The organism is Saccharopolyspora sp. SCSIO 74807 (genome assembly GCF_037023755.1).
Classification (GTDB): domain Bacteria; phylum Actinomycetota; class Actinomycetes; order Mycobacteriales; family Pseudonocardiaceae; genus Saccharopolyspora_C; species Saccharopolyspora_C galaxeae.
Genome location: NZ_CP146100.1, coordinates 6,651,351 through 6,674,452 on the forward strand (window position 1 = coordinate 6,651,351; position 23,102 = coordinate 6,674,452).

Annotated in this window: 23 protein-coding genes; 11 read left to right on the forward strand and 12 right to left on the reverse strand. The window is 69.3% G+C overall.

The annotated features are described in order from the left end of the window. Positions 1–9 precede the first annotated feature (9 nt). The 3 genes from asnB to V1457_RS30375 form a co-directional block, all read right to left on the reverse strand. Entirely contained in the window at positions 10–1,839 is a 1,830-nt protein-coding gene (gene asnB, locus V1457_RS30365; RefSeq protein WP_338598729.1) for an asparagine synthase (glutamine-hydrolyzing), read from the reverse strand. A gap of 314 nt (positions 1,840–2,153) precedes the next feature. Beyond that, positions 2,154–2,369, reverse strand: a complete 216-nt coding sequence (locus V1457_RS30370; RefSeq protein ID WP_200071889.1) for a hypothetical protein — start codon at positions 2,367–2,369, stop codon at positions 2,154–2,156. Then, a complete protein-coding gene (locus V1457_RS30375) occupies positions 2,345–2,614 on the reverse strand; it encodes a hypothetical protein (protein ID WP_200071888.1) in 270 nt (89 codons plus the stop codon). The genes V1457_RS30370 and V1457_RS30375 overlap by 25 nt, the downstream gene beginning before the upstream one ends. Before the next feature lie 155 nt (positions 2,615–2,769). Between V1457_RS30375 and V1457_RS30380 the strand changes: the two genes are divergently transcribed. From V1457_RS30380 to V1457_RS30400, 5 genes are all read left to right on the forward strand, one after another. Further along, on the forward strand, positions 2,770–3,615 hold the full coding sequence (locus V1457_RS30380) for a helix-turn-helix transcriptional regulator (RefSeq protein WP_200071887.1): 846 nt from the start codon (positions 2,770–2,772) through the stop codon (positions 3,613–3,615). Then, positions 3,609–3,812, forward strand: coding sequence for a DUF397 domain-containing protein (locus tag V1457_RS30385; RefSeq protein ID WP_338598734.1), 204 nt, complete (start codon positions 3,609–3,611; stop codon positions 3,810–3,812). The genes V1457_RS30380 and V1457_RS30385 overlap by 7 nt, the downstream gene beginning before the upstream one ends. 21 nt (positions 3,813–3,833) lie before the next feature. Continuing rightward, positions 3,834–4,046 carry a DUF397 domain-containing protein gene (locus V1457_RS30390; RefSeq protein WP_374220959.1) on the forward strand — a complete coding sequence of 71 codons (213 nt, stop codon included), beginning with the start codon at positions 3,834–3,836 and terminating at the stop codon, positions 4,044–4,046. Next, on the forward strand, positions 4,043–4,867 hold the full coding sequence (locus V1457_RS30395) for an XRE family transcriptional regulator (RefSeq protein ID WP_338598737.1): 825 nt from the start codon (positions 4,043–4,045) through the stop codon (positions 4,865–4,867). Before V1457_RS30390 ends, V1457_RS30395 begins: the two co-directional genes overlap by 4 nt. 134 nt (positions 4,868–5,001) lie before the next feature. Continuing rightward, the gene (locus V1457_RS30400; RefSeq protein ID WP_200071884.1) at positions 5,002–5,424 is read left to right on the forward strand and encodes a PPOX class F420-dependent oxidoreductase; all 423 of its coding nucleotides are present in this window, start codon (positions 5,002–5,004) and stop codon (positions 5,422–5,424) included. Positions 5,425–5,564: 140 nt separating this feature from the next. Here V1457_RS30400 and V1457_RS30405 read toward each other — a convergent pair whose 3' ends face one another. The 6 genes from V1457_RS30405 to V1457_RS30430 form a co-directional block, all read right to left on the reverse strand. Further along, positions 5,565–5,909 carry a hypothetical protein gene (locus tag V1457_RS30405; protein ID WP_200071883.1) on the reverse strand — a complete coding sequence of 115 codons (345 nt, stop codon included), beginning with the start codon at positions 5,907–5,909 and terminating at the stop codon, positions 5,565–5,567. A 318-nt stretch (positions 5,910–6,227) separates the two neighbouring features. After that, positions 6,228–7,523: a dihydrolipoamide acetyltransferase family protein gene (locus V1457_RS30410; RefSeq protein ID WP_338598744.1), complete on the reverse strand. Its 1,296-nt coding sequence runs from the start codon at positions 7,521–7,523 to the stop codon at positions 6,228–6,230. Between the two features lie 20 nt (positions 7,524–7,543). Beyond that, entirely contained in the window at positions 7,544–8,530 is a 987-nt protein-coding gene (locus V1457_RS30415) for an alpha-ketoacid dehydrogenase subunit beta (protein WP_374220962.1), read from the reverse strand. Between the two features lie 109 nt (positions 8,531–8,639). Further along, complete coding sequence (pdhA, locus tag V1457_RS30420) at positions 8,640–9,734, reverse strand: pyruvate dehydrogenase (acetyl-transferring) E1 component subunit alpha (RefSeq protein ID WP_200071881.1); 1,095 nt, start codon at positions 9,732–9,734, stop codon at positions 8,640–8,642. A 93-nt stretch (positions 9,735–9,827) separates the two neighbouring features. Further along, positions 9,828–11,300: a dihydrolipoyl dehydrogenase gene (gene lpdA, locus V1457_RS30425; protein ID WP_200071880.1), complete on the reverse strand. Its 1,473-nt coding sequence runs from the start codon at positions 11,298–11,300 to the stop codon at positions 9,828–9,830. A 297-nt stretch (positions 11,301–11,597) separates the two neighbouring features. After that, positions 11,598–12,824 carry a helix-turn-helix domain-containing protein gene (locus V1457_RS30430; protein WP_307850187.1) on the reverse strand — a complete coding sequence of 409 codons (1,227 nt, stop codon included), beginning with the start codon at positions 12,822–12,824 and terminating at the stop codon, positions 11,598–11,600. Positions 12,825–13,079: 255 nt separating this feature from the next. Between V1457_RS30430 and V1457_RS30435 the strand changes: the two genes are divergently transcribed. Next, positions 13,080–13,751: a GntR family transcriptional regulator gene (locus V1457_RS30435; protein ID WP_295141762.1), complete on the forward strand. Its 672-nt coding sequence runs from the start codon at positions 13,080–13,082 to the stop codon at positions 13,749–13,751. A gap of 494 nt (positions 13,752–14,245) precedes the next feature. On the opposite strand, the gene ligD is transcribed toward V1457_RS30435, so the two are convergent. Continuing rightward, positions 14,246–15,190: a non-homologous end-joining DNA ligase gene (gene ligD, locus V1457_RS30440; protein ID WP_338605172.1), complete on the reverse strand. Its 945-nt coding sequence runs from the start codon at positions 15,188–15,190 to the stop codon at positions 14,246–14,248. A 194-nt stretch (positions 15,191–15,384) separates the two neighbouring features. Between ligD and V1457_RS30445 the strand changes: the two genes are divergently transcribed. The 4 genes from V1457_RS30445 (at position 15,385) to V1457_RS30460 (ending at position 18,368) form a co-directional block, all read left to right on the forward strand. After that, on the forward strand, positions 15,385–16,143 hold the full coding sequence (locus V1457_RS30445; RefSeq protein ID WP_200071878.1) for a thioredoxin domain-containing protein: 759 nt from the start codon (positions 15,385–15,387) through the stop codon (positions 16,141–16,143). Then, on the forward strand, positions 16,140–16,766 hold the full coding sequence (locus V1457_RS30450) for a vitamin K epoxide reductase family protein (RefSeq protein WP_338598755.1): 627 nt from the start codon (positions 16,140–16,142) through the stop codon (positions 16,764–16,766). The genes V1457_RS30445 and V1457_RS30450 overlap by 4 nt, the downstream gene beginning before the upstream one ends. Before the next feature lie 346 nt (positions 16,767–17,112). After that, positions 17,113–17,553 (forward strand): ATP-binding protein, encoded by a 441-nt coding sequence (locus tag V1457_RS30455; protein WP_295149923.1) that lies wholly within the window; start codon positions 17,113–17,115, stop codon positions 17,551–17,553. Next, positions 17,550–18,368, forward strand: a complete 819-nt coding sequence (locus tag V1457_RS30460) for an RNA polymerase sigma factor SigF (protein ID WP_200071876.1) — start codon at positions 17,550–17,552, stop codon at positions 18,366–18,368. Before V1457_RS30455 ends, V1457_RS30460 begins: the two co-directional genes overlap by 4 nt. A gap of 120 nt (positions 18,369–18,488) precedes the next feature. Here the strand turns inward: V1457_RS30460 and V1457_RS30465 are convergent, their stop codons facing one another. Then, on the reverse strand, positions 18,489–19,274 hold the full coding sequence (locus tag V1457_RS30465) for a M23 family metallopeptidase (protein ID WP_338598760.1): 786 nt from the start codon (positions 19,272–19,274) through the stop codon (positions 18,489–18,491). Between the two features lie 1,045 nt (positions 19,275–20,319). On the opposite strand from V1457_RS30465, the gene V1457_RS30470 reads away from it, so the two are divergent. Beyond that, positions 20,320–21,210 (forward strand): sulfite exporter TauE/SafE family protein, encoded by an 891-nt coding sequence (locus V1457_RS30470; protein ID WP_338598763.1) that lies wholly within the window; start codon positions 20,320–20,322, stop codon positions 21,208–21,210. A 572-nt stretch (positions 21,211–21,782) separates the two neighbouring features. Here V1457_RS30470 and V1457_RS30475 read toward each other — a convergent pair. Further along, positions 21,783–22,952, reverse strand: coding sequence for an NAD-dependent epimerase/dehydratase family protein (locus V1457_RS30475; RefSeq protein WP_200071873.1), 1,170 nt, complete (start codon positions 22,950–22,952; stop codon positions 21,783–21,785). Between the last annotated feature and the right edge of the window lie 150 nt (positions 22,953–23,102).

The following is a 23,102-nucleotide window of genomic DNA, read 5'->3' on the forward strand; positions in this document are numbered from 1 at the left end:
AGCAGCCCGTCAGTCCAGCTTCAGCGTCGGCTTGCGCAGGTCGTACCAGGCCGCGATGTCCAGGGCTCGTTCGATTCCGTTGCGCTGCGCGGTCGTGACCGCATCACCGGTGGTCTCGGTGGCGGTCTTGAGCGAGTCGCGGTCGAAGAACTCCAGGACTTCGTGGTTGGCCGAGAACAGCTCGCGGGCCTGCGACTGGATCGCCGCGAGGTAGTTCGGGTCGAAGCTGCCCGGGTAGCCGCTCTTCTTGCGGTCGGCGACCGAGGCGGGCAGCACGTCGCGGGTGGCCGCCCGCAGGATGCTCTTCTCCCGCCCGTCGAAGGTCTTCAACGACCACGGCGTGTTGAACACGTACTGCACGAGGCGGTGGTCGCAGAACGGCACCCGCACTTCCAGCCCGACGGCCATGCTCAGCCGGTCCTTGCGGTCGAGCAGCGTCTGAACCATGCGGGTCAGGTGCAGGTAGCAGACCTGCCGCATGCGCTTTTCCAGTCCGGTTTCGGAGTCCTTGAGCGGGGCCTCGCGCAGCGCGGACCGGTAGTGGTCGGCGATGTAGGCGGGCAGGTCGAGCTTGCGCCGGGTCTGCTCGTCGAGCACCTCCATCGAGAAGATCGGCGAATCGACCAGCCACGGGAACGTGTCGGCGTAGCGCTGCCGGTCGTTGTGGAACCAGGGGTAGCCGCCGAAGATCTCGTCGGCCGACTCGCCGGACAGCGCCACCGTCGACTGCTCCCGGATCGCCCGGAACAGCAGGTACAGCGAGTTGTCCCGATCTCCCATGCCGACGGGGAAATCCCGGGAGGCCACCGCTGCCCGCCGCACGGCCGGGTCGGCCAGCGACGCCCCGTCGAGCATGATGTCGGAGTGGTCGCTGGCGACGTGCTCGGCGACCGCGTGCACGTACGGCGTGTCCTGCGTGGGGGCCACCTCGATGGCCTGGAAGTTCTCGGCCTGCTCGGGGAAGTCGACCGCGAAGCTGCGCACGGTCTCGCCGTTGACGCCGAGCTGCTGGGCGGCCAGCGCGGTCATCGCCGAGGAGTCCAGCCCGCCGGAGAGCAACGCGCAGCGCGGCACGTCGGCGACCAGTTGCCTGCCGATGATGTCGTCGAGCAGTTCGCGCACATGCGCGGCGGTGGCCTGCTCGTCGTCGGTGTGCTCGGAGACCTCCAGCCGCCAGTAGCACCGCTCGCGCAGCCCGTTGCGGTCGACCACGGCCAGGTGCCCGGGCTGCAGTTCGCGCATCCCTTGCCAGATGGCGAATCCGGGAGTCTTGGCCGAGGCGAAGATCTCCCGCATCCCGTCCGCGCCCACCACGGCCTCGGCCAGCGGGTTGGCCAGGATCGCCTTCGGCTCGGAGCCGAACAGCACGCCGTCGTCGGTCTCGTAGTAGTAGAACGGCTTGATGCCCATCCGGTCGCGGATCATCACGAGCTTTTCGGTCCGGGAGTCCCAGATCGCGAACGCGTACATCCCGTTGAGCCGGTCGGCCACCGCTTCGCCCCACTCGACGTAGCCGCGCAGCACGACTTCGGTGTCCGAGTCGGTGTCGAACCGGTGCCCGCGCTGGCGCAGCTCGGCGCGCAGTTCGGTGTAGTTGTAGGCCTCGCCGGAGTAGACCATCGCGACCGGTCCGTCCGGGGTGTCGACCTGCATCGGCTGGGTGCCGCCCGGCAGGTCGATCACCGCGAGCCTGCGGTGTCCCAGCGCGGCGTGGTGCGCGGTCCAGACGCCCTGATCATCCGGTCCGCGGCAGGACATGGTCTCGGTCATCTCTCGCAGAATCCGGTCCTGAGCTGTCATGTCCCGCTGGAAGGACACCCAACCCGTGATGCCGCACATGAGGCCACCTCTCCGCAATCTTTTATTTAGGCGAGCTAACTACACCTTGTTACGGCCTCGTTGCACGAGCAATACGGCTCCGGTGTGAGATCTCGGACACATCTTCGGCCCGCCTCGAATCAGCGGTGGCCGGGCGGTGCGGAAGTGTTCGCACCGCCCGGCCGGTCGGCGTCCGGGGAGGGAGTTCGGACGCCGGCTGGATGCCCCGCCGGTCGCTCGTGGTCGGGGGAGGCACGAGCGGGACCGGCGGGGCGCGGCCCACCGCAGGGGAGGCTTGCGGCGGCGGACCGGGTTTCGGGGCTATTCCGGGAGGATCAGAGTTCGGCGATCAGCGCGACGCAGGACGCGCACGTCGTGCGCTGCTCGTCATCGGACACGGGCCGGTCGAGCAACCGGTGCACGCGCCCGGAAATCGGGTGGCCGCAGATGCCGACCAGCACCGGGCCGATCGCATCGCGCGCCACGGCGTGCCAGGTCGAGGACCACTCGGAGCTGACCCACGCGATCACCCCGCTTCGAGCTGCGGCCATTCCCGCTCAGGCCGTTCCTGTGATCGCAGCGCCAACACCCGCGTGCACACCATGCACGGCATCCCCAGCAGGTCGGAGACCTCCTCGGCCTCCGCGGCAGGCAACCGCAACTCGCACAACGCCAGAAAATCCCCGCACGCCAACGGCATCGCGATGTGCACGACGCGCTGCCTCTCCCCCACCAGGCCCGCGCGGTAGCGGACGCGCCTTGGGTAGTCGGCGGAGACAGGAGCTTGCTCATCCATGTGCCACCTCTGATCAACGTCCTAACGAGATGCTGTTCGCACCCTGCAACCTCACTTGATGCATGCATCAAGGATTGCTGCATGCTGATCGTTGAGCAAGATCCACCTTCGAGTGACGACCTTGGATAGCTCGGTGACGACATACGATGTGGCGCATGGTCAGCAGCGCAGACACACCGCGAGCGCGTGCTCTCGGCGCCGAGCTCCGACAAGCACGCCAACGCAGCGGCATGACCACTCGGGAACTCGCCGAGTCGGTCGATCGCAGCAGCTCGCACGTATCGCGTTGGGAAAACGGAAAGCTGACGCCGAGCGAAACTGACACGGCAACGATACTCGCCGTCCTTGGAGTCAACGGCGCGGATCGTGAGCGAATGCTCGAATTGGCACGAGACGCTCTCGAACCGAACTGGGTTGCCCCCGGCACGGACAAACAGTTAGCGGCATTGACCGACTACGAACGAACCGCTACGACAATCATCAACGTGGAACCGCTGATGATTCCCGGACTGCTGCAGACCTATGACTACGCACGACACATCATCGCCGAGTTCGGAGCATCCGGTCGCAGCGAAGCCGACCAGCGCGCGCAGCTTCGAGTCGGGCGTCAGCACGTCCTTACCGGCAGCTCCCCGAAGCAGCTCATCGCGATCATAGGCGAGGCAGCATTGCGCTATCCGCCGTGCCCAGCCGAGGTAATGGCCGGACAGCTCCACGAACTGCAACGGTGGGGCGCACGGGACCACATCGACATTCGAGTTCTCCCGATCGATCGCCCGGCCGGTCCGGCCATGAGCGGTTCCTGGGCACTGATCGAGTTCGCTGATACCAGACCAGTGGTGCAGCTCGAACATTACGACACCTCCACGACCATCACCGACGTGAGAGCGGTCGGCCGCTACCGAAACGCCGCCGACATGCTCTGCGAAGTAGCAATGAATGCGATCGAGTCGGCTGAACTCATCGCAGAAATTTTAGGAGGCAAGGAGAAGTCATGCTGACGCAACACTCAGCAGGACACTGGCGCACGTCGAGCTACAGCGGCGGGAACAACTGCGTTGAGGTCAGCGGAGTCGCCGGTTGCGCCAGAGTGCGCGACACGAAAAACCGTTCCGCGGGCTACTTCACCATCAGCTCGCAGCAGTGGTCCAGCTTCGTCTCAGCGATCAAGATGGGCCGCTACGACATCTGCGCATGATCCGCAGCACGAGTGATCGGGATGGACGAAATGAACAGCGACCAGCATCCGACAGCATGGCGCAAGAGCAGTCGCAGTAGCGGCGGCGCGAGCAACTGCGTCGAGGTCGGCCGTATCTCCGGCGGCGCCGCCGTCCGCGACACCAAGGACCGCGCGGCAGGTCACTTCGCCGCCACTGCCGACCAGTGGGCCACCTTCCTCACCGTGATCAAGTCCGGGCGCTTCGAGGTGTGACCGACCACCCGTCCGGCGGTCCGCTGGCTGCCGCGGACGTCGCCGGAGTGCTCAGCAGCACGGACTCCGAGCGGATTTCCCTTGCCCTGCACGGAAGAATGCGCCCGGACGGTGCGGCACTGATCGCGTTGGAAGGCGCGCTGGCCGGCGCTCGACGGCTGGAGGATCGGACTTCGGCGGCGGCGGTGTTGCCGGCAGTGGCAGGGCAGCGGGACGTGCTCGAGCGACTGGCGGGCGCTGCGCGCGGTGTGCGGAGTGCGGCCGTCGGGCTGGTTTCGGAGATCTACCAGTACCTCGGTTGGCTGCACCTGCCACAGGACGACTTCGCGGGAGCTCTGCATCACCTGAAGCGGGCAGCGCTGCTCGCGCTGGAAGCCGATGACCCAGTGCGGTTGGCGACGGCTCTGAGCTTCCGGGCTTACGCGCACCAGCGTTCCGGTGACTCGCGGCAGGCCGCAACGCTGGCGACTGCTGCCGCACGGAACGAGCGGATCTACCCCGGTCTCCGGACGTACCTGCACTTCCAGCGCGCCGAAATCCTTGCGTGCCAAGGTGAGAGGCGGCAGGCGTCGCAGCTGCTGGTGCAGGCGGACCGGCTCGTGGCGCGGCTTCCGCAAGCCGACGAGCTGCCGGAGAGCGGCTATTGGTACGTGCCCGCGTTCTTCCTCGGCGAGCGCGCATTCGTACTGGACGCTCTCGGTGAAACGGCCGCGGCACACGAGTCCGCAACCGCGTGCCTATCCGAGCTACCCACCGAGTGGCGCGACACCGAATGGGCATCCGAACGCCGTGCACTGGCCGAGAAAGGCCCGCAACGGTGAAGCGGGGATCGAGGGATGGGGACCTTCGCCCCGCTAGATCGGACGAAGAGGTCCTTCACTCCGGAAAGGTGCGCGGAAGCGGCGACGGCCGCTCGGCTTGACTTGGAGTCTTGTCCAAGTCTTAGCTTCGCGGGGTGTTCAGCGAAGAGGAACTCGAGTATCTGACGGGGCAGTGGGTCGGGCGGTTGTCCACCAGCCAGCCGGACGGGACGTTGCAGGTGAATCCGGTGGGGTTCGGGGTCAACCGGGCGCTGGGGAGCATCGACATCGGCGGCTACGACATGAGCCGCAGCCGCAAGTACCGCAACGTGCTCGACAACGGGCGGGCCGCGTTCGTGGTGGACGACGTGTACTCGGTCGATCCGTGGCGGGTGCGCTTCCTGGAGATCCGGGGGCACGCCGAGGCGATCGGTGAGCCGGCCGACGCGCAGGACCAGGCCCGGTTCGGGCCGATCATCCGGGTGCACCCGGAACGCATCCTCAGCCTCGGGTTGCATCCCGGCGATCTCGACGATTCCCCGCACGCGGTCGGAATCCGCAGTCGCCGAGCCGGCTGAGCGCTTGTCCGAGCCGACGGTCGGGGTCGCTCTGGGGCTCGGTCCGGATCGACCATCCGGACGGAGTTCTCCAGTGCTTCGCCCGGCGACTCCTCCCACAGCTCGTAGCAGGACACCGGCCACACCGCGCTGATCGCGGGTCAGTCGAAGTCGACGTGCACCTGCACCTTGCCGTCCTCGTCACGGACCGCGAGGGCCTGACCGGTGCGCCGTTCACCCGCGGCTTCGAGAGTGATCGGGCTGCGCTGTCCCAGGAAATTGCGCCACCAGCGCTTCTGGTCCGGCAGCATCACGTCGATGGTGGCGCCGGATTCGGTGCGGCGGACGGCGACGACCAGTGCGACCTCGCGTCCCGAACGTCGCCCCCGGTAGGAAACGTTCACCATGCCCGTGCCGCCGACCTCCGAGGGCCACCGCGAAAACCTCCGCACGCACGGCGCGACGAGCTTGTTCAAATAACGACCCGCGACGGTAACGGCACTCATGCGGAACTCCTCCCCGTTCCGGCGACGGCGCACCCGCCTCGCCCTTCGGATCGACGGCCAACGGACATGCCGCGAGTCGATCCCTCGATCACCGACGATCTTGACCGAGCGTACTCGCCACGGCGGCACCGGCGCGTTCACTCGCGGGCCCGCGCGACCGCGCCGCTCACTCCGCGGGGGCGACGGTTCGCAGAAGCCGTCGAGCAACGAGGGACACGCACCGGCGCCACCGAAAGGAATCCCGGGAAGCACGTACCGGGCGGACGGTCCGCCCGCCCCGGATTCACGGGGTGAACGGACCGTTCGAGTGCTGCTGCCTCAGGCGATGATGCGGAGGGGGTCCTCCAGCAGAGCCGTCAGTTGCTGCAGGAAGGCCGCGCCGACGGCACCGTCGATGGCGCGGTGGTCCGCCGAGAGCGTCACTCGCAGGATCTTGCGGGCCACCACTTCCCCATCGACCAGTTGCAGCTCCTCCTTGGCGGCGCCGACCGCGAGGATCGCCGCCTCCGGCGGGTTGATCACCGCGGAGAACTGCTCGATGCCGAACATGCCCAGGTTCGAGATGGTGAACGTGCCGCCGGACATCTCGTCGAGCTTCAGCTTGCCCTCGCGAGCGCGCCCGGCCTTCTCGCGGCCCTCGGTGGCGATCTCCGAAACGCTCTTGCGGTCGGTGTCCCGGATGACCGGCACCACCAGACCGTCGTCGATCGCGACCGCCACGCCCAAGTGAATCCGCTTGTGCTGCAACAGCTTGTCGCCGCCGAAGGAGACGTTGACCGAGGGGTTCGCGCGCAGCGCGGTCGCCACCGCCTTGACCACCAGGTCGTTGAGGCTGACCTTCGGACCGCCCGCGGCCTGCAAGCGCTCGTTGAGGTTGCCGCGGAACGCCACCAGGTCGGTCACGTCGATCGCGCTGGTCAGGTAGAAGTGCGGGGCCTGCTGCTTGCTCTCGGCGAGCCGCTTGGCGGTGACCTTGCGGACGTTGCTCAGCGGCAGCTCCTCGACGTCCTCGCCAGCGCCGGAAACCGGGGCCGTCGCGGGCTGGGCGGGCGCGGCCGGAGCCGGAGCGGGCTCGGCCGCGGACCGAGCGGCAGCCGGTTCGGCGGCCGCGGCGTCGATGTCGGCGCGGATGATGCGCCCGCCCGGACCGGTTCCGGTGACCCCGGCCAAGTCCACACCGCGGTCCTTGGCCACCGCCTTCGCCAGTGGCGACGCCTTCGGTTTCGACGGCGCGCTGCCGTTCACGGGCTCCGGCGCAGCAGCAGGCGCAGGTTCCTCGGCAGGCGCCGACTCAACGGCAGGCGCTGCCGCATCCGCCGAAGCATCCGCAGGCGCACCGGCAGGCGCGGCAGGCTCAGCCGCCTCGGCGACCGCCCCGGACCCGTCCCCGACCAGCGCGATCGGCGTGCCGATCGGAACCGTCGTGCCCTCGCCGACGAGCACCTTCTCCAGCACCCCGTCGTCGTAGGCCTCCAGCTCCATGATCGCCTTGTCGGTCTCGATCTCGGCGACGACCTCGCCGCGCTTGATCTGATCGCCGACCTTCTTCTGCCAGCCGGCGATCACGCCTTCCTCCATCGTGTCGGACAGGCGCGGCATCTGGATCTCAGTCATCAGCAATTCCTCGGGAAGTCTCAGCGGCGAGCGCCGACGGCGTCCAAGGTTTCCCGGACGGCGGTGGTCAACGACTCGGCCGACGGCAACGCGGCCTTCTCCAGCGGCTTGGCGTAGGGCAGCGGCACCTCGGCGGCCGCCACCCGGCGCACCGGCGCGTCCAGGTAGTCGAACGCACCGTCCGAAATGGACGCGGCGATCTCCGCGCCGATGCCGTAGGTCAGCCAGTCGTCCTCGGCCACCACTGCGCACCCGGTCTTGCGCACCGAGTTCACCACGGTCTCCCGGTCCAGCGGGCGCAGGCTGCGCAGGTCCACGACCTCGGCGTCGATGCCTTCCTCGTCGTGCAGCTTCGCGGCCACCTGCCCGGCGATCCCGGCCATCCGGGAGTAGCCGATGATCGTCACGTCCGAGCCCTCGCGGGTCACCGCGGCCTTGCCGATCTCCGCGGGCGCGACGTCGTCCGGCACCTCTCCCTTGGTGTTGTACAGCGCCAGGTTCTCCAGGAACAGCACCGGATCGTCGTCCCGCAGCGACGCCAGCAGCAGCGCCTTCGCGTCCGCGGGCGTGCTCGGGGCGACGACCTTCAAGCCCGGCACGAACGCGTAGTACAACTCGATGTTCTGCGAGTGCGTCGCGCCCAGCTGCTGACCGCCGCCACCGGGCGTGCGCAGCACCATCGGCACGCTGGTCTGCCCGCCGAACATGCCGTAGATCTTGGCCGCGTGGTTGACGATCTGGTCCAGCGCGATCAGCGAGAAGTTGATCGTCATGAGCTCCACGACCGGGCGCAGCCCCAGCATCGCGGCACCGACCGCGGCGCCGACGAAGCCCTCCTCGGCGATCGGGGTGTCGCGCACCCGCTTCTCGCCGAACTCTTCCAGCAGCCCGGCGGTGATCTTGTAAGAGCCCTCGAAGACACCGATCTCCTCACCGATGAGGAACACGTCTTCGTCGCGGTGCATCTCGTCGCGCAGCGTGTCGTGCAACGCCTGGCGGTAAGTCATGACGGCCAAGGGAACTAACTCCTGAGACTTCGGATCCGCGCCTCGGCGGCACCCGGCGATCGAGCCGAGTGCCGCGCGGGAGCGGGTGGCGGGGTGTGCGGTGAGCGGCTCAGAACACCGGGTCGGCGGGCAGGCGCCGGGAATCGTTCGCCACCGGGGTGGCGTAGGTGTAGTCGAACAGCGTGGACACCTCGGGGTGCGGGCTGTCGTCGGCGAAGGCGACCGCGGCGTCGGCGTCGGCCTGCGCCTGCTTCTCGATCTCCGCGGCGGCGTCCTCGTCGAGCACGCCTGCATCGATCAGCTTCGCCCGGAAGTTCACCACCGGGTCGTTCGCGCGGGCCTGCTGCACCGAGTCCTCGCTGCGGTACTTGCCCGGGTCCACCACCGAGTGGCCCTTGAGCCGGTCGCTGACCGCCTCCAGCAGCGCGGGCGTGCCGGACTCGCGGGCCTGCTCGACCAGCTTCGTGGCCGCGTCGCGGACCTCGAGCACGTTGTTGCCGTCCACCCGCTCGCCGTGCATCCGGTAAGCCGCGGCGCGCTTGTACAGGTCCGACTCCGCCGAAGCCTTGTCCACCGTGGTGCCCATGCCCATGTGGTTGTTCACCACCACGAACACCACCGGGAGGTTCCACAGCGCGGCGATGTTCAGCGCCTCGTGGAACGCGCCGATGTTGGTGGTGCCATCGCCCATCTGGCACATCACGACCTGGTCGCCACCGCGGTAGTCGACGGCCATCGCGGCACCCGTGGCCAGCGGGATCTGCCCGCCGACGATGCCGTAGCCGCCGAGCAGCCCGGCGTCGGAGTCGAACATGTGCATCGAACCGCCCCAGCCCTTGGAAGTGCCGGTGCTGCGGCCGTAGAGCTCGGCCATCACCCGGCCCGGCTCGATGCCCTTGGCGATCGCGTAGCCGTGCTCGCGGTAGTTGGTGAACAGCAGGTCGGTCTTGCGCAGCGCCGACATCAGGCCGACGACGGTGGCCTCCTCACCCAGGTTTAGGTGGCAGTAGCCGCCGATCTTGGCCTGGGTGTAGCCCTGCGCGGCGCGCTCCTCGAAGCGGCGGATCAGCGTCATCTGCTGGAAGTAGCCGCGCAGCAGCTCGTGCGACTCCCCGCCGAACGGGCCGCTCTTGGCGGCGCGTGCGGGCGTGCGGCCGGACTTGGTGCGGGTCGCGGGCTTGCTGCGGGTCGCGGTCTGCGCCATCACGGAACCCTTTCGAAAATCGTGCGGGACTGGAGCCGGACTAGGGCGTTGTAAGCGGCGGAAGCCGCTCGCGGTGCGGGACTCGGGCCGTCCTTAGCGCTTCTTCGGCGGAGCCGTGTGGACCGGCAAACCGAGGGCGGACATCGCCGCCTCCATGCCGACCTCGCCGAGCGTCGGGTGCGCGTGGACGGTTTCGGCGAGCTCGTCGAGCGTCGCCTCCAGCGTCATCGCCAGCGCGCCCTCGGTGATCAGGTCGCTGGCCGACGGGCCGAACACGTGCACGCCCAGCACCTCGCCGTACTGCTTGCCCGCGACGACCTTCATGAAGCCCTCGGTGTCGCCGTAGGTCTGCGCGCGGCCCAGCGCGGCGAACGGGAACTTCGCGGCGACGACCTCGTGCCCCGCTTCAGCGGCCTGCGCCTCGGTGAGCCCGACGCTGGCGATCTCGGGGTGGGTGAACGTCGCGGCCGGGATGACGTCGTAGTCGATGTGCGACTCGTGGCCCGCGATCGTCTCGGCGGCCACGATCCCCTGGTGCGAGGCGACGTGCGCGAGCAGCGCCTTGCCGGTGACGTCGCCGATCGCGTGCACGTGCTCGACGCTGGTGCGCAGCTTGTCGTCGACCTGCACGAACCCGCGCGGGTCCAGCGCCACACCGGCGCGGTCCAAGTCCAGCGCGGCGGTGTTCGGCTTGCGGCCGACGCCGAACAGCACGACGTCGGCTTCGATCTCCTGGGGCTTGGCGCCGTCCACGGTGACCTTCAGCGCGGAGTTCTTGCCGCGCCCGGAACGTTCGATCTTCGAGACGGTGGCGCCGGTGAGCACGTTGATGCCGCGCTTGCCGAACGAGCGGCCCAGCGCCTTGCCGACCTCGGCGTCCTCGGCCGGGACCAGCGTGGACTGCATCTCGACGATGCTGACCTCGCTGCCCAGCGAGCCGAACAGGCTGGCCCACTCCGCACCGACCGCGCTGCCGCCGATGACCAGCAGCCGCCCGGGAACCTCGGTCAGGCCGAACGCGCCGTCCGAGGTGATCACGCCGGGCAGGTCGGCGCCGGGCAGCGGCAGCTGCACCGGGACCGAACCGGTCGCGATGATCACGTCCTTCGCGCGGACCTGGTCGATGGGCGCATCGCCGACCGGGTCGGCGGCGTAGCGGGGTCCGTTCGCGCCGAGCTCGGACTCACCGGTGGCGTAGACGTCCACGGTGGTCGGGCCGGTGAACCGGGCGTGCCCGATGAGCACGCTGACGCCGTTGGCCTTGAGCAGGCCCGCGACCCCGTCGGTCAGCCCCTTGACCACGCTGTCCTTGCGGCGGCTGACGGTGTCGTAGTCCAGCGCGACGTTCTCGGCGCGCACGCCGTACTCGGCGGCGTGCAGGACGGTCTCGTAGACCTCGGCGGAGCGCAGCATCGCCTTGGTGGGGATGCAGCCCCAGTTCAGGCACACCCCGCCGGGCTTCTCCTTCTCCACCACGGCCACGGACAGGCCGCGCTGCGCGGCCCGGATCGCGGCGACGTACCCGCCGGGGCCGCCGCCCACCACAAGGAGGTCGTATTCCTGCACTTCGCTGTGCTCCTTCGAGCCGCACGGACCAGCGCGGAGCCCGTCTCGATGCAGGTGCTTCGCCGCTGGGTGAATCCCGGATGTTGCACCGCGAGTCTCGTGAGCGCGGACACTCGCGCGCCATGCTCGACCGCCCAGACTTCGGCACCGGCCGATGTGCACAGCGCACATTTCGGCCCGGTTTGATCACGCAAGGTCGCGATTCGGCACCGACGGTGACGATCAGGGTGGTTCACGGCGGAGAAATCAGAAAGTCAACACCGATAGCGGAAAAACGCCAAAAGTTGCCCCGGAGGCTCAGTCGCGGAGCCCATCCCGCAGGTGTAGTGCCGACAACGCCAGCGACAGCGACACGTACGCCGCCCGCCCGTGCAGCGGCCGGTCGATCAGCGCGCCGATCCGGTGCAGCCGGTTGAGCACCGTGTTGCGGTGGCAGTGCAGCCGCACCGCGGCGTTGGCCGTCGAGCAGTTCTCCTCCAGCCACGCCGACAGCGTCTCCAGCAGCATGTCGCGCTCCTTGACCGGCAGCTCCAGCACCGGCCCCAGCTGCGAATCCAGCAGCCGCTGCGCCAGGTCGGGCGACTGCACCAGCAGCGCCTCCGGGTAGCGCTGCTCCAGCGACACCAGCTGCGGCGTGTTGTAAGAGGCGGTGCCCAGCGCGGTGAGCGCGAGCTGGTGCGCCAGGCCCACCTCGGCCAGGCCTTTCACCGGCGGTGACGCCGCCACCCGGCCGCGGGCCAGCGGGCGCAGCACCTCCAGCGCACCCGGTTCAGCGCGCTGCTCCAGGGCGACGAGCCCGACGAGTGTGTCCGCGCGCACTTGCCACACCGAGCGGATGTGCACACCGCCCAACGCTTCGCTCTGCCCGGCCAGCGCGAAGCTGCCATCGGCGCGCATCTCGGCGACCACCACCAGGTAGCGGCCGCCGGTCGGCAGGTCGAGTTCCTTCGCGGTGCGTTGCGCGAACGCGGTGTCCCGCGCGCGGCCGCTGAGCAGGTCCTCCACCAGGGCGTGCCTGCGCTGGTCGTCGCGGCGCAACCGCTCCAGCTCGGTGTTGCGGTAGGAGGTCGACAGCGTCGAGGACAAGCCGTCGATCACCGTCCACATCGAGGTGGCCGCGCCCAGCACCACGTCCGGGTCGGCGCGGTCGGCGTGCGCCTGCTCGACCAGCGCCTCCCACACGATGCGCCCGCCGAGCCGGAAGGTGCGCAGCATGACCTCCAGCGGCACGCCCTGCTCGGCGCGGCGGCGCCCGATCGCGGCGGCGACGTCGTCGCCGTCCGGGCCGCCGACCTCGCCGCTGAGAATCTGCAGCACCCGCTCCAGGTAGCGCTTGCAGCCGTCGTAGAGGTCCTCCCGCGGGACCGGGCGGTAGTCGGTCCACTCCGGGTTGTCGGTGAAGATCGCCCCCATCAACCGCCGGGCGAGCCGCTCGGCATCCCCGAGCCGGGCCGCGGCGAGCGAATGCGTGATCGCCGCGACGTGCCCCGGATCGGGCAGCGGGCGGGCGGGATCTGCGGCCACGCCCTGCGACGATACCCGCGCGCGACGATCGACGTCCGCGCCGCTTCGCCGGCTCCGCGGGCCGGCTGCCGCGGCCGGGTTCGGCACCGGCCGGTCCGGTCGGGCCCACCTGGTATCAAGTTCGCGGTGACCGGTGCCACACGACCACCGGTCATGCACGGTGAACGGCCTGGCCGCCAGAACCCGGCCCCGAGCAACCGGCCCCAGGAAATCAGCCGACGCGGCGGTCGGCGCAGGCGACGATCGAGAAAGCGAATGCCCCCAGCGCCCCACAGAGCACCCCGCCCGCAGCTGTCCGACGAAGTGGCCGTCCGGATCCGCGACCGGATCATGACGGGCAAGCTGCGCCGCGGCCAGCACCTGCCCCTGGAGCGCCTCGCGGAGGAGATCGGGGTCAGCGTGACCCCCGTGCGGGAGGCGCTGCTGGCGTTGCGCGGCGAAGGGTTCGTCGAGCTCGAACCTCGCCGCGGCTTCACCGTCGTGCCGCTGAATCGGCAGGACGTGGCCGACGCCAACCGGTTGCGGGCCGGGCTGGCGGGCGAGCTGGCCGCCCGCACCGCCGAGCGGATCAGCATCGCGCAGCTGGACGCGCTGGAGGCGGTGCAGGCGGAGCTGGAGCACGCCACCCGCTTCGGCATCGGCGACGCGGTGCAGCTCGACCAGCGGTTCCACACCGCGATCCACGACGTCGCGGAGTCCGCCAAGCTGGACTGGTTCCTGCGGCTGGCGTCCCGCTACGTGCCGCAGCGGATCGGCGCGGCCACGCCCGGACTGACCGAGCTGACCGAATCCGAGCACCGCGAGATCCTGCGCGCCTTGCGCAACCGGGACGCCGAAGCCGCGCGGTGGGCGATGCACGAGCACGCGATCAACACCGGGCGGGCGCTGCTTCGCTACCTCGACGAGCAGGAAATCTGGGATCAATGACCGAATCGTCGCGTTCGGTCGCGACCGGCGGCAGGGCTTTCGGCCGGGCTCACCCACACCGGTGGCATCGGAGCCCGAAAACCAAGATTGCGACCGCGTAACGTATCGTCGCCTGCGGACGACAGTCCTGGTGGCGGTCGGGTTCGCAGCAGTGTCCCCGGCGGTTCGTCCGGTTCCCCGAAGTACTTCCGGTCCCTCATCGGCTCGCCGGGCCGACGGGCGCGCCCGGAGCACGAGCAGACCGGTCGGCCGCCAAAGCATTGATCGGTTCCGGCCCGCCGCGTGGCAACCATTTCCCTCCTCCCAAGAAAAGCGGGGCGCGAATCATGCAGAGCAGCAGCCGCACTTTCGTGTCGGTTGTCGGAACGGTGCTGATGGTCGTGACGACCGTTCTCCTGGCCGCATGGTCCCAACCTCAGCCCGCTGCCGGGCCGCCGGCGAACGCGGCGGTCAGCGTCGTGCGATGAGTGGGAACGGCGGTGCGCCGGCGACGATCAGTCCTCCCGGACGACGCTCGTCGCCGGCTTGTCCTCGCGCAGCCCGGTGAACCTCGGGTGCCGCAACCGCCCGTCCGCGGTCCATTCGGAGAAACCGATCTCCGCGACCATTTCCGGCGCCACCCAATGCACCTCCCGTTCCCCGATCCGATCGGCGAACGGTGATTCGGACTTCTCCAGCCTTTCCATTCGAGCCCGCAGATCGCGCAAGGTCTTCTCGTCGTATCCGGTCCCGACCTTGCCCGCGTAGCGCAGCTCGTCGCCTTGGAAATAGCCGACCAGCAGCGCGCCGAACCCGTGGCGCGCGCCTTTCGGCTCGGTGAAGCCGCCGATGACGAACTCCTGCCCGGAGACGCACTTGAACTTCAGCCAGTCCCGGGAACGGCCGCCCCGGTAGGGCCGGTCCGCGCGTTTGGCGATCAGCCCCTCCCAGCCGCGTTCGCACGCCTGCCGGAAGAACTCCTCCCCGTCGCCGCGGCGGTGCTCGCTGTAGCGCAGCGGGTCGTCGAAGCCGAAGCACTCGGACAACAGCCGCTTGCGGGTGCGCAGCGGCAGCCGGGTCAGGTCCACGCCGCCGACCGCGATCAGGTCGAACAGGTAGTAGAACACCCGCACCCCGGTCCGCCGGGCCGCCCGCGGGTCGGTCAGGTGCATCCGGTTCTGCAGCTTGGCGAAGCTGGTGCGGTCGCCGTCGAAGGCCACCACCTCGCCGTCCACCACGAACCGCTCCCCCTGCCCGGCCAGCGCGTCCAGCAGCTCCGGGTAGGAGGCGTCGACCCGCTTGTGGTTGCGCGACCACAGCACCGGATCGCCGCCGTCGCGCCCGGCCAGCACCCGGGCGCCGTCGAGCTTGCGCTCGTAGAGCCAGTCCGGGTCGGAGAACCGGCTGTCGGTCAGGGTGGCCAGCTCGGGCTCCAGCCAGGTCCCCGACCAGGAGCGCAGCAGCGGCAGCTGGTCGGCGCCGAGCAGTTCGGTCGGATCGGGCTCGCTCACGGATGCGGTATACCCGGTAGGGGCGCCTTTCCCGACCACCCGCTTCCTCACACTTTCGTGTCAGTGGGTGAGACTGGATATCGACCTGCCGCAGATGCGGGGCAAGCCCAGCCCCGCGCCCGACCGCGAAGGTGCACGAAGCGATGCCGAAGACAACCAACCCGTTGCTGAAGAAGAGCGGGCCATCGACCAACGCGATCCTGAGCATCGTGGTGGTCGTGGCCGCAGTCGTGATCATCGGCGGGGTCCTGCTGTTCACCGCGGGCAAGGGGGACAACGCCGCAGGCGGCCAGTCCCCCGCGCCGGGTCAGGACATGAGCCAGGTGGTGAGCAAGCCGGACAGCCACAAGCTCACCGAAGCCCCCGACGCCAAGGTCACCGTGACCGAGTTCCTGGACTTCCAGTGCCCGTCCTGCTTCCAGTACTACAACGGGGTCACCAAGAACATCGAGCAGGAGTACAAGGGCCGCATCAACTTCGTGAACCGGATGTACCCGCTGACCAACGCCCACCCGCTGGCGATGGAAGCGGCCAAGTCCGCCGAGGCCGCGGCGATGCAGGGCAAGTACAAGGAGATGTACCACGCCATCTTCGACAACTACCGCGCATGGGCGGTCTCCCCGGACGGCCAGCAGGTCAGCGATGACACCGGCCGCGCCAACCAGATGTTCACCCAGTACGCCCAGCAGATCGGGCTGGACGTGAACAAGTTCAAGCAGGACAAGGAGTCCAAGGCGGCCAGCGACCGGATCGCTGCCGACCAGGCCGACGCGGAGAAGGCCGGCATCTCCGGCACCCCGTCGTTCTTCATCAACGGCCAGAAGTGGGAGGGCTCCGGCAAGTCCACCGCTGATGTCGCCCAGCAGCTGCGGGCCCGGATCGACCAGGAGTTGGCGCGATGACCGCCACGCAGCAGGCGCACCCGGCCGCGGCCGCCGCGGAGCCACCAACGCGGCAGGCCGGGCTGGGCTGGCTGTACCTGATCGGCGGCGCGATCGGCCTGGTGGCCTCGTTCGCGCTGACCGTCGAGAAGATCACCAAGCTGGGCAATCCGTCCTACATCCCGTCGTGCAGCATGAATCCGATCGTGTCCTGCGGCACGGTCATGGACAGCACCCAGGCCGCGCTGTTCGGGTTCCCGAACCCGCTGATCGGCCTGTTCGCGTTCCCGGTGATGATCACCGCAGGGGTCGTGCTGCTGGCCGGGTTCGCCGCGCCGCGGTGGTTCTGGATCGGCCTGCAGCTGGGCACCACGCTCGGCGTGGTGTTCGTGCACTGGCTGATCGTGCAGAGCCTGTACGACATCGGCGCGCTGTGCCCGTACTGCATGGTGGTGTGGGCCGTGGTGATCCCGATGTTCTGGTACACGACGCTGCACGCGCTGCGCGGCGGCCACCTGGGCGGGGGCGCGTCCGCGGGCGCGGCGTTGTCCCGGTTCCACAGCCTCGTGCTGGTGGTCTGGTACCTGGCGATCGTGGTAATGGTGCTGCAAGCGTTCTGGAGCTTCTGGACCTCACTGTTCTGACGCCCACGTGAGCCTGGAACACCCGTTTGTCTGGCCAATGGCGCGGGTACCTGGCGACTGTGAGTGATGAAGTGCGCGACGTCCCGGCGGGCCGGCCGGGCGCACCCGCTGCCCGGGCGCCCCGGCCGGGACCACAGCCGCCGAGGCACAGGCCGGACGGCACGCCGGGAGGCGCGCCGGTACCAAGCGGACCGGCACCTGGCGTGCCGGAACGGCGCGGCACGGAACGAGGTGGCTGGCGATGAGGTCAGAACCCGACGCGCGGCGGGAGCCACCCGGCACCCGGCCATGGGTGCCGGAGACCGGTCCCCGAACGAGGACCCCGAGGTCGAATAGAGGTGTGCCAGTGTCAGCACCCGAGTCCGGACACGGCGAACGGACCGCGCAGGTCCCGGACTCCTCCGTGGTGGAGGTGCGGGTCGCCGCCGAGGCGTCCCAGCTGTCGGTGTTGCGCGCGGTGACCGGTGATCTGGCCATGCGAGCGGACTTCGACGTGGACTCGATCGCCGACCTGCGGCTGGCCGTGGACGAGGCGTGCTCGACCCTGGTGCGGCTCGCGGCCGGGTCCGCGCCGCTGGTCTGCCGGTTCGCGGGCCAGGACCACGAATTGACCGTCTCCGCGTCGGTGCGCAGTGATTCCGCTCAGGCACCGCGGCAGGACACGTTCAGTTGGCGCGTCCTGAGCGCACTCACCGACACTGTGTCAACCTCGGTGCAACCGGACGCGGACACCGACGGTGCCCACGTCGTTCGCATTGAGTTGACCAAGGGACGGACTCACGAGTGAAGCAGGCGGATTCCGATCACGCTGCGCACTCGCGACATCAACGGTACGACGAACTGGCGCCGCTGTTCGCCGAACTCGCGGGTGTGAGTAAGCAAGACCCCCGCTACGAACAACTGCGGGACCGGCTGGTCACCGAACATCTCCCGGTGGCCGAGCACATCGCGCGCCGGTTCAGCCACCGCGGCGAGTCCCAGGAGGACCTCACCCAGGTCGCCACCCTCGGTCTGATCAACGCGGTGGACCGGTTCGATCCCGAACGCGGCGTGGACTTCCTGTCCTACGCGGTTCCGACGATCATGGGTGAGGTCCGCAGGCACTTCCGGGACACCGGCTGGGCGGTGCGGATGCCGCGCAGGCTGCAGGAGCTGCACCTGTCGGTGTCCTCGGCGATCGCGCGGCAGTCCCAGGAACTCGGCCGCGCCCCCACGCCCAGCGAGCTGGCCGAGCACCTGGGCATCAGCAGGGACGACGTCTACCGGGGACTGGAGGCGGGCAACGCCTACCGCAGCGCTTCGCTGGACGAGCTGCTCACCGCCACCGACGAGATCCCGCTCGGGGACGCGATCGGCTCGGACGACGCCGAGCTGGCCGAGGTGGAGAACCGGGAGACGATCCGCCCGCTGCTGGCCGAGCTGGACGAGCGGGAGCGCCGGATCCTGGTGATGCGGTTCTTCCGCTCGATGACCCAGACCCAGATCGCCGAGCAGGTCGGCATCTCGCAGATGCACGTGTCCCGGCTGCTGTCCCGGACGCTCGTGTGGCTGCGCGAGCGGATGGAGAGCGAACGAACCCCCGCCGAGTCCGCGCAGGACTGACGGGGGCTGTTCGCGCCTCGGCGGTTGGAAGGACCGTCCGGGGCCCGGCCGGGGGAAGGAGCTCGGACCTCGGACGGCCGGCTTGCGGGGTTCCGGGCCCGGCGGGCCCGGAACCGGGCATCACTTGACCGAGATGCCGTGCTGCTGCAGCCAGGGCTGCGGGTCGACCTTGGTGCCACCCTTCTGCACACCGAAGTGCAGGTGCGGGCCGGTGGACTTGCCCTTGTTGCCAAGAGTGGCGATCTTGTCGCCTGCGTTCACCTTTTGCCCGGTCTTCACGTCGATGGTGTTGATGTGGCCGTAGACGGTGATCGTGCCGTCGTTGTGCTGCACCCGGACCCACTGGCCGAAGCCGCTGGCCGGACCGGCGCTGATGACCTTGCCGTCGGCGACGCTCTTGATCGGCGTGCCGATCTTGTTGGCGATGTCGATGCCCTTGTGCGAGCTGCCCCAGCGGGATCCGAATCCGGAGCTGAGGGTGCCTTCGGCGGGCTTGACGAAGTCCGGCTTCGCCGCGGCGGGCTTGGCCGGGGCTGCCGGCTTGGCCGCGGCCGCGGGTTGAGCCGCGGGCGCAGGGGCCTGGTTGGCCTGCTCCGCTACGACCGCCTTGCTCTTGTCGAGCTGCTTGGCGGCGTCCTGCGCACCCGCGGCGGGCGCCGCGGGCAGGTGGACCGGGGCGGCCTGCTGCTCGGCGACCGGGCGCACGGCGTGCTCCTCGGCGCCTCCGGTCGCGTTCGCGGCCAGCGGCTGGCCGATCGCGGCGAAGGCACCGACCGCGACCGCGGCCGCGGCGATCTTGTTGCCGATGGGGAACTTGTTCCCGGGCCGGGGGCGGAACGAGTTCAGCAGGGATTCGCGGAGAGCCGGCTTCGGGGTCTGACCGGTCTCCTCGCTGTGCTTGGCCATTATCGCCTTTCCGTCTTCGGGGGTGGTCCGGGCACTCCCGCCGGGGGACGCGGGTGACCTCTTCGGGGGCGAGATCTTTTCGTGACCGAACCGTGATGTTCCAGCGAAAAAGGTAGCTAAGCGTCACCAAGGGCGGCAATTCCTCACCCTTCAGCAGGAAGTACGCCTGCCGCACGCGGCTCGCACGAGCACATTTAGTGACGGGAAGCGATGACCTTCAGATTACGCAGATGATCTAGCTGGAGGTGCTCCGGGAAGCGGCCTCCGCGACGGTCCACCGAGATCGGCGACCGAGTGCACCCACCTGCCCGCGATCAGTGTTTTTCCCTGGTCAACGGCATAACGGGCGCTGCGGCCGAACGTCCGGCGAACCTGCGCCCGACCGCGCGGGGTGGCGGGCGGGCTCCGCCGGACTCGCCGGTGACCTGCGAATTCGATCAGGACGATCGATCTTGCGAGTGGGTCGTCGACCAAGGCGTCAGATCGGCGAAAGTGGCCTTGGGCACAAGTCCGACACAACCCTCGATGAAGCCGCCATGAGCGAGGCAGCGACGAGCCGTCCACAGCCTGCACCGCGGGCTCCCGCAACGATCGCCTCCGACCGCGCTAGGCGCTGAACCGGGTGATCGAGATTCCGGCGCGTGCGGGCGCGGTGACCGAACGCCGCCGGACTCCCGGACTCTGGGACGTAGCTGCCCCACGATGGGTCGATCTGGTTCACTGGCGGGCATGACGTGCGGTGACCAGTGGGGCGTGCTCGTGCAGCGCCTGCATGTGGATCTGCTGCTCGTCTGTTCATCCGGGTGTCGTCGGCGCATCCTGAGCCGTCCTGCGCTCGACCGGGTCCAGTAGCTCCCGAGTCCCAGGCCGTTCCTGCGCCCTGCCCGCGCCGCGCAGCGCCTGCCGCGCGCCGCGCGAGAACTCCGCCGCGCGCCGGGCAGAACCGCTGCGGAGGTCCGCGCCCGTCCACCACGCCCCGAAGATCCTTGCCCGAAAGATCCGGGCACTGCCGGGGCCTTCCCGAACGCCACCCCACGGAGAGAACGTGCAGACCTTCCTGATCTTCGCGCTCGGCGGGTTCATAGCCCAGCTCGTCGACGGTTCCCTCGGCATGGCCTACGGGGTGACCTCCACGACGATCCTGCTGACGGCGGGACTGAGCCCGGCGCTGGCCTCGGCCTCGGTGCACCTGGCCGAGATCGGCACCTCGGTGGCCTCCGGGGTCTCGCACTGGCGGTTCGGCAACGTGGACTGGAAGGTCGTGCTGCAGCTCGGCGTGCCGGGCGCGGTCGGGGCGTTCCTCGGTGCCACCGCGCTGAGCAACATTTCGACCGAGGCGGCCGAGCCCTGGATGTCGACGATCCTGCTGGTGCTGGGCGCCTACGTGCTGCTGCGGTTCGCGCTGCGCCCGCTGCGCAAGCGCCAATTGACCGGGGTGAGCCCGAAACTGCTGGCGCCGCTGGGCCTGGTGGCGGGTTTCGTCGACGCCACCGGCGGCGGCGGTTGGGGCCCGGTGTCCACGCCGACGTTGCTGAGCACCGGCAAGGTCGAGCCGCGCAAGATCGTCGGTTCGGTGGACACCAGCGAGTTCCTGGTGGCGATGGCCGCCAGCGTCGGGTTCCTCACCTCGCTGGCCGGCGAACCGCTGTCCTGGATGACGGTGGGCGCGCTGCTGGTCGGTGGCGTGGTGGCCGCGCCGCTGGCGGCCTACCTGGTGCGGGTCGTGCCGATGCGGATGATCGGCGTCGGTGCGGGCGGGCTGATCGTGCTCACCAACGCCCGCACGCTGATCAAGGCGTTCGAGCTGCCCGCGCCGTCGGTGATCTACGCGGTGATCGTGCTGGCCTGGGTGGCGGCGCTGGTGGTCACGGTGCGCCAGATCGTGCGCGACCGGCGCGAGGAGGTTCCGGACGAGGCCGGTGAGCCGGTCGGCTGAATCGGCCGGGCGTCGCTGCGCCGAACGAGTGACCGGCCGGTCGAGTCGCTGGAGCGGCCGAGTGCGGCCGGTCGGCTCGCGGCATCCGCCGGGACCGGCGGGAAAGCCAGGACCGAAAAGCTGATCATAACGCACGCAGCGTCGGGAATTACCCACGTGCCGTATCGCGCGAATCATACGAAAGGGCTACGGTCTGTGGGCCGTGTGGAAGCCCCCCGACACGCGGTAGGCGCCCCGGGTGCGAACAGGTGCTAGTGCTCGCGCCCGGGACGCCGCTCCCCGTACCGCGGCCGTCGCACGGCCGCATCGTGTTTCCGCCCGCGAGGGACGAACCGCGGCTCGCTCGGTGCCACCTCGGCGACCCCGCACCGTTGGCAGCCGTTCCGGCGAGGCGCGTTGGTTCACAGTGTGCACGCCTAATTTGGAATATTCCAGCCCTTGGGGCGCACAGTTCGAGCACAGCACCGAATCGGCGGCGTGATCGCCGGCGGCCGGGCCGGGCAAAACGCCGGCGGGCGCCCGAAACGGGCACCCGCCGGATCCGCGGAACCTCGGTCCGCTGAGCCTGCGGCTCAGCTCTCCGAACGCAGCGGGCTGGAAGCCGTCCGCCACTGCACGGTCGGGCGCATCGCGCCCAGATCGACCCGGCCGACGTGCTGCTGGGCCACCCCGAACAGCGACTCGATCAGCGTGTTCGACAGCAGGTGCGGCTGCAGGCCCAGCTCGACCAGCCCGGTGTGCACCACGTTGTAGTGGTGCTCGGACTGCTCCACCCGCGGGTTGTCCAGGTACTCGACCTCGACCGCGCCGTCGAAGCTGTTGGCCACGACCTTGGCGATCTCCTCCACCGAGAAGCTCTCGGTCATCTGGTTGAACACCCGGAACTCGCCCGGCTCGGCCGGGTTCTCCGCGGCCAGCCGGATGCACTCCACGGTGTCCCGGATGTCGATCAGCCCGCGGGTCTGCCCGCCGCTGCCGTACACCGTCAGCGGGTGCCCCAGCACCGCCTGGATCACGAACCGGTTCAGCACCGTGCCGAACACCGCGTCGTAATCGAAACGGGTCGCCAGCCGCGGGTCGCGCAGGGTTTGCGGCGTCTCCTGGCCGTAGACCACGCCCTGGTTCAGGTCGGTCGCGCGAAGCCCCCAGATCCGGCAGGCGAACTCGATGTTGTGGCTGTCGTGCACCTTGCTGAGGTGGTAGAAGGAGCCCGGCTTCTTCGGGTACAGCATCCGGTCGGTCCGCCCCTTGTGCGTGACCTCCAGCCAGCCCTCTTCGATGTCGATGTTCGGCGTCCCGTACTCGCCCATCGTGCCCAGCTTCACCAGGTGGATCTCGGGGTCGATCTCCTGGATCGCGAACAGCACGTTGAGGTTGCCGACCACGTTGTTCTGCTGGGTGTAGACCGCGTGCTTGCGGTCGATCATCGAGTACGGCGCGGCGCGCTGCTCCGCGTAGTGCACGATGGTGTCCGGCCGGAAATCACGAACCATCTCGTAGGTGAAATCGGCATCGCACAGATCGCCGTAGTAGGACTTGATGGCTTTTCCGGACACCTCCCGCCAAGTGTCGACGCGGGACTGCATCGGCTCGATCGGCACCAGGCTCTGCACGCCCATCTCGTGGTCGTAGCCGCGCCTGGCGAAGTTGTCGGCCACCGCCACCTCGTGGCCGTGATCGGACAGGTGCAGAGCGGTCGGCCAGCCCAGGTAGCCATCGCCCCCGAGGACGAGGATTCGCACGCCTTGTTCTCCTCTACGTCATTGCGGGTGTGCCACCGGCGCCTGCGGTTCCGCCCCGGGAGCGCGAACACCGGCGGCCACGGTCACCGGAACCCGGACTCGGCGCCGGCGACGATCGGCACGGTAGGAAACATCCTGTCGGAACGAGGT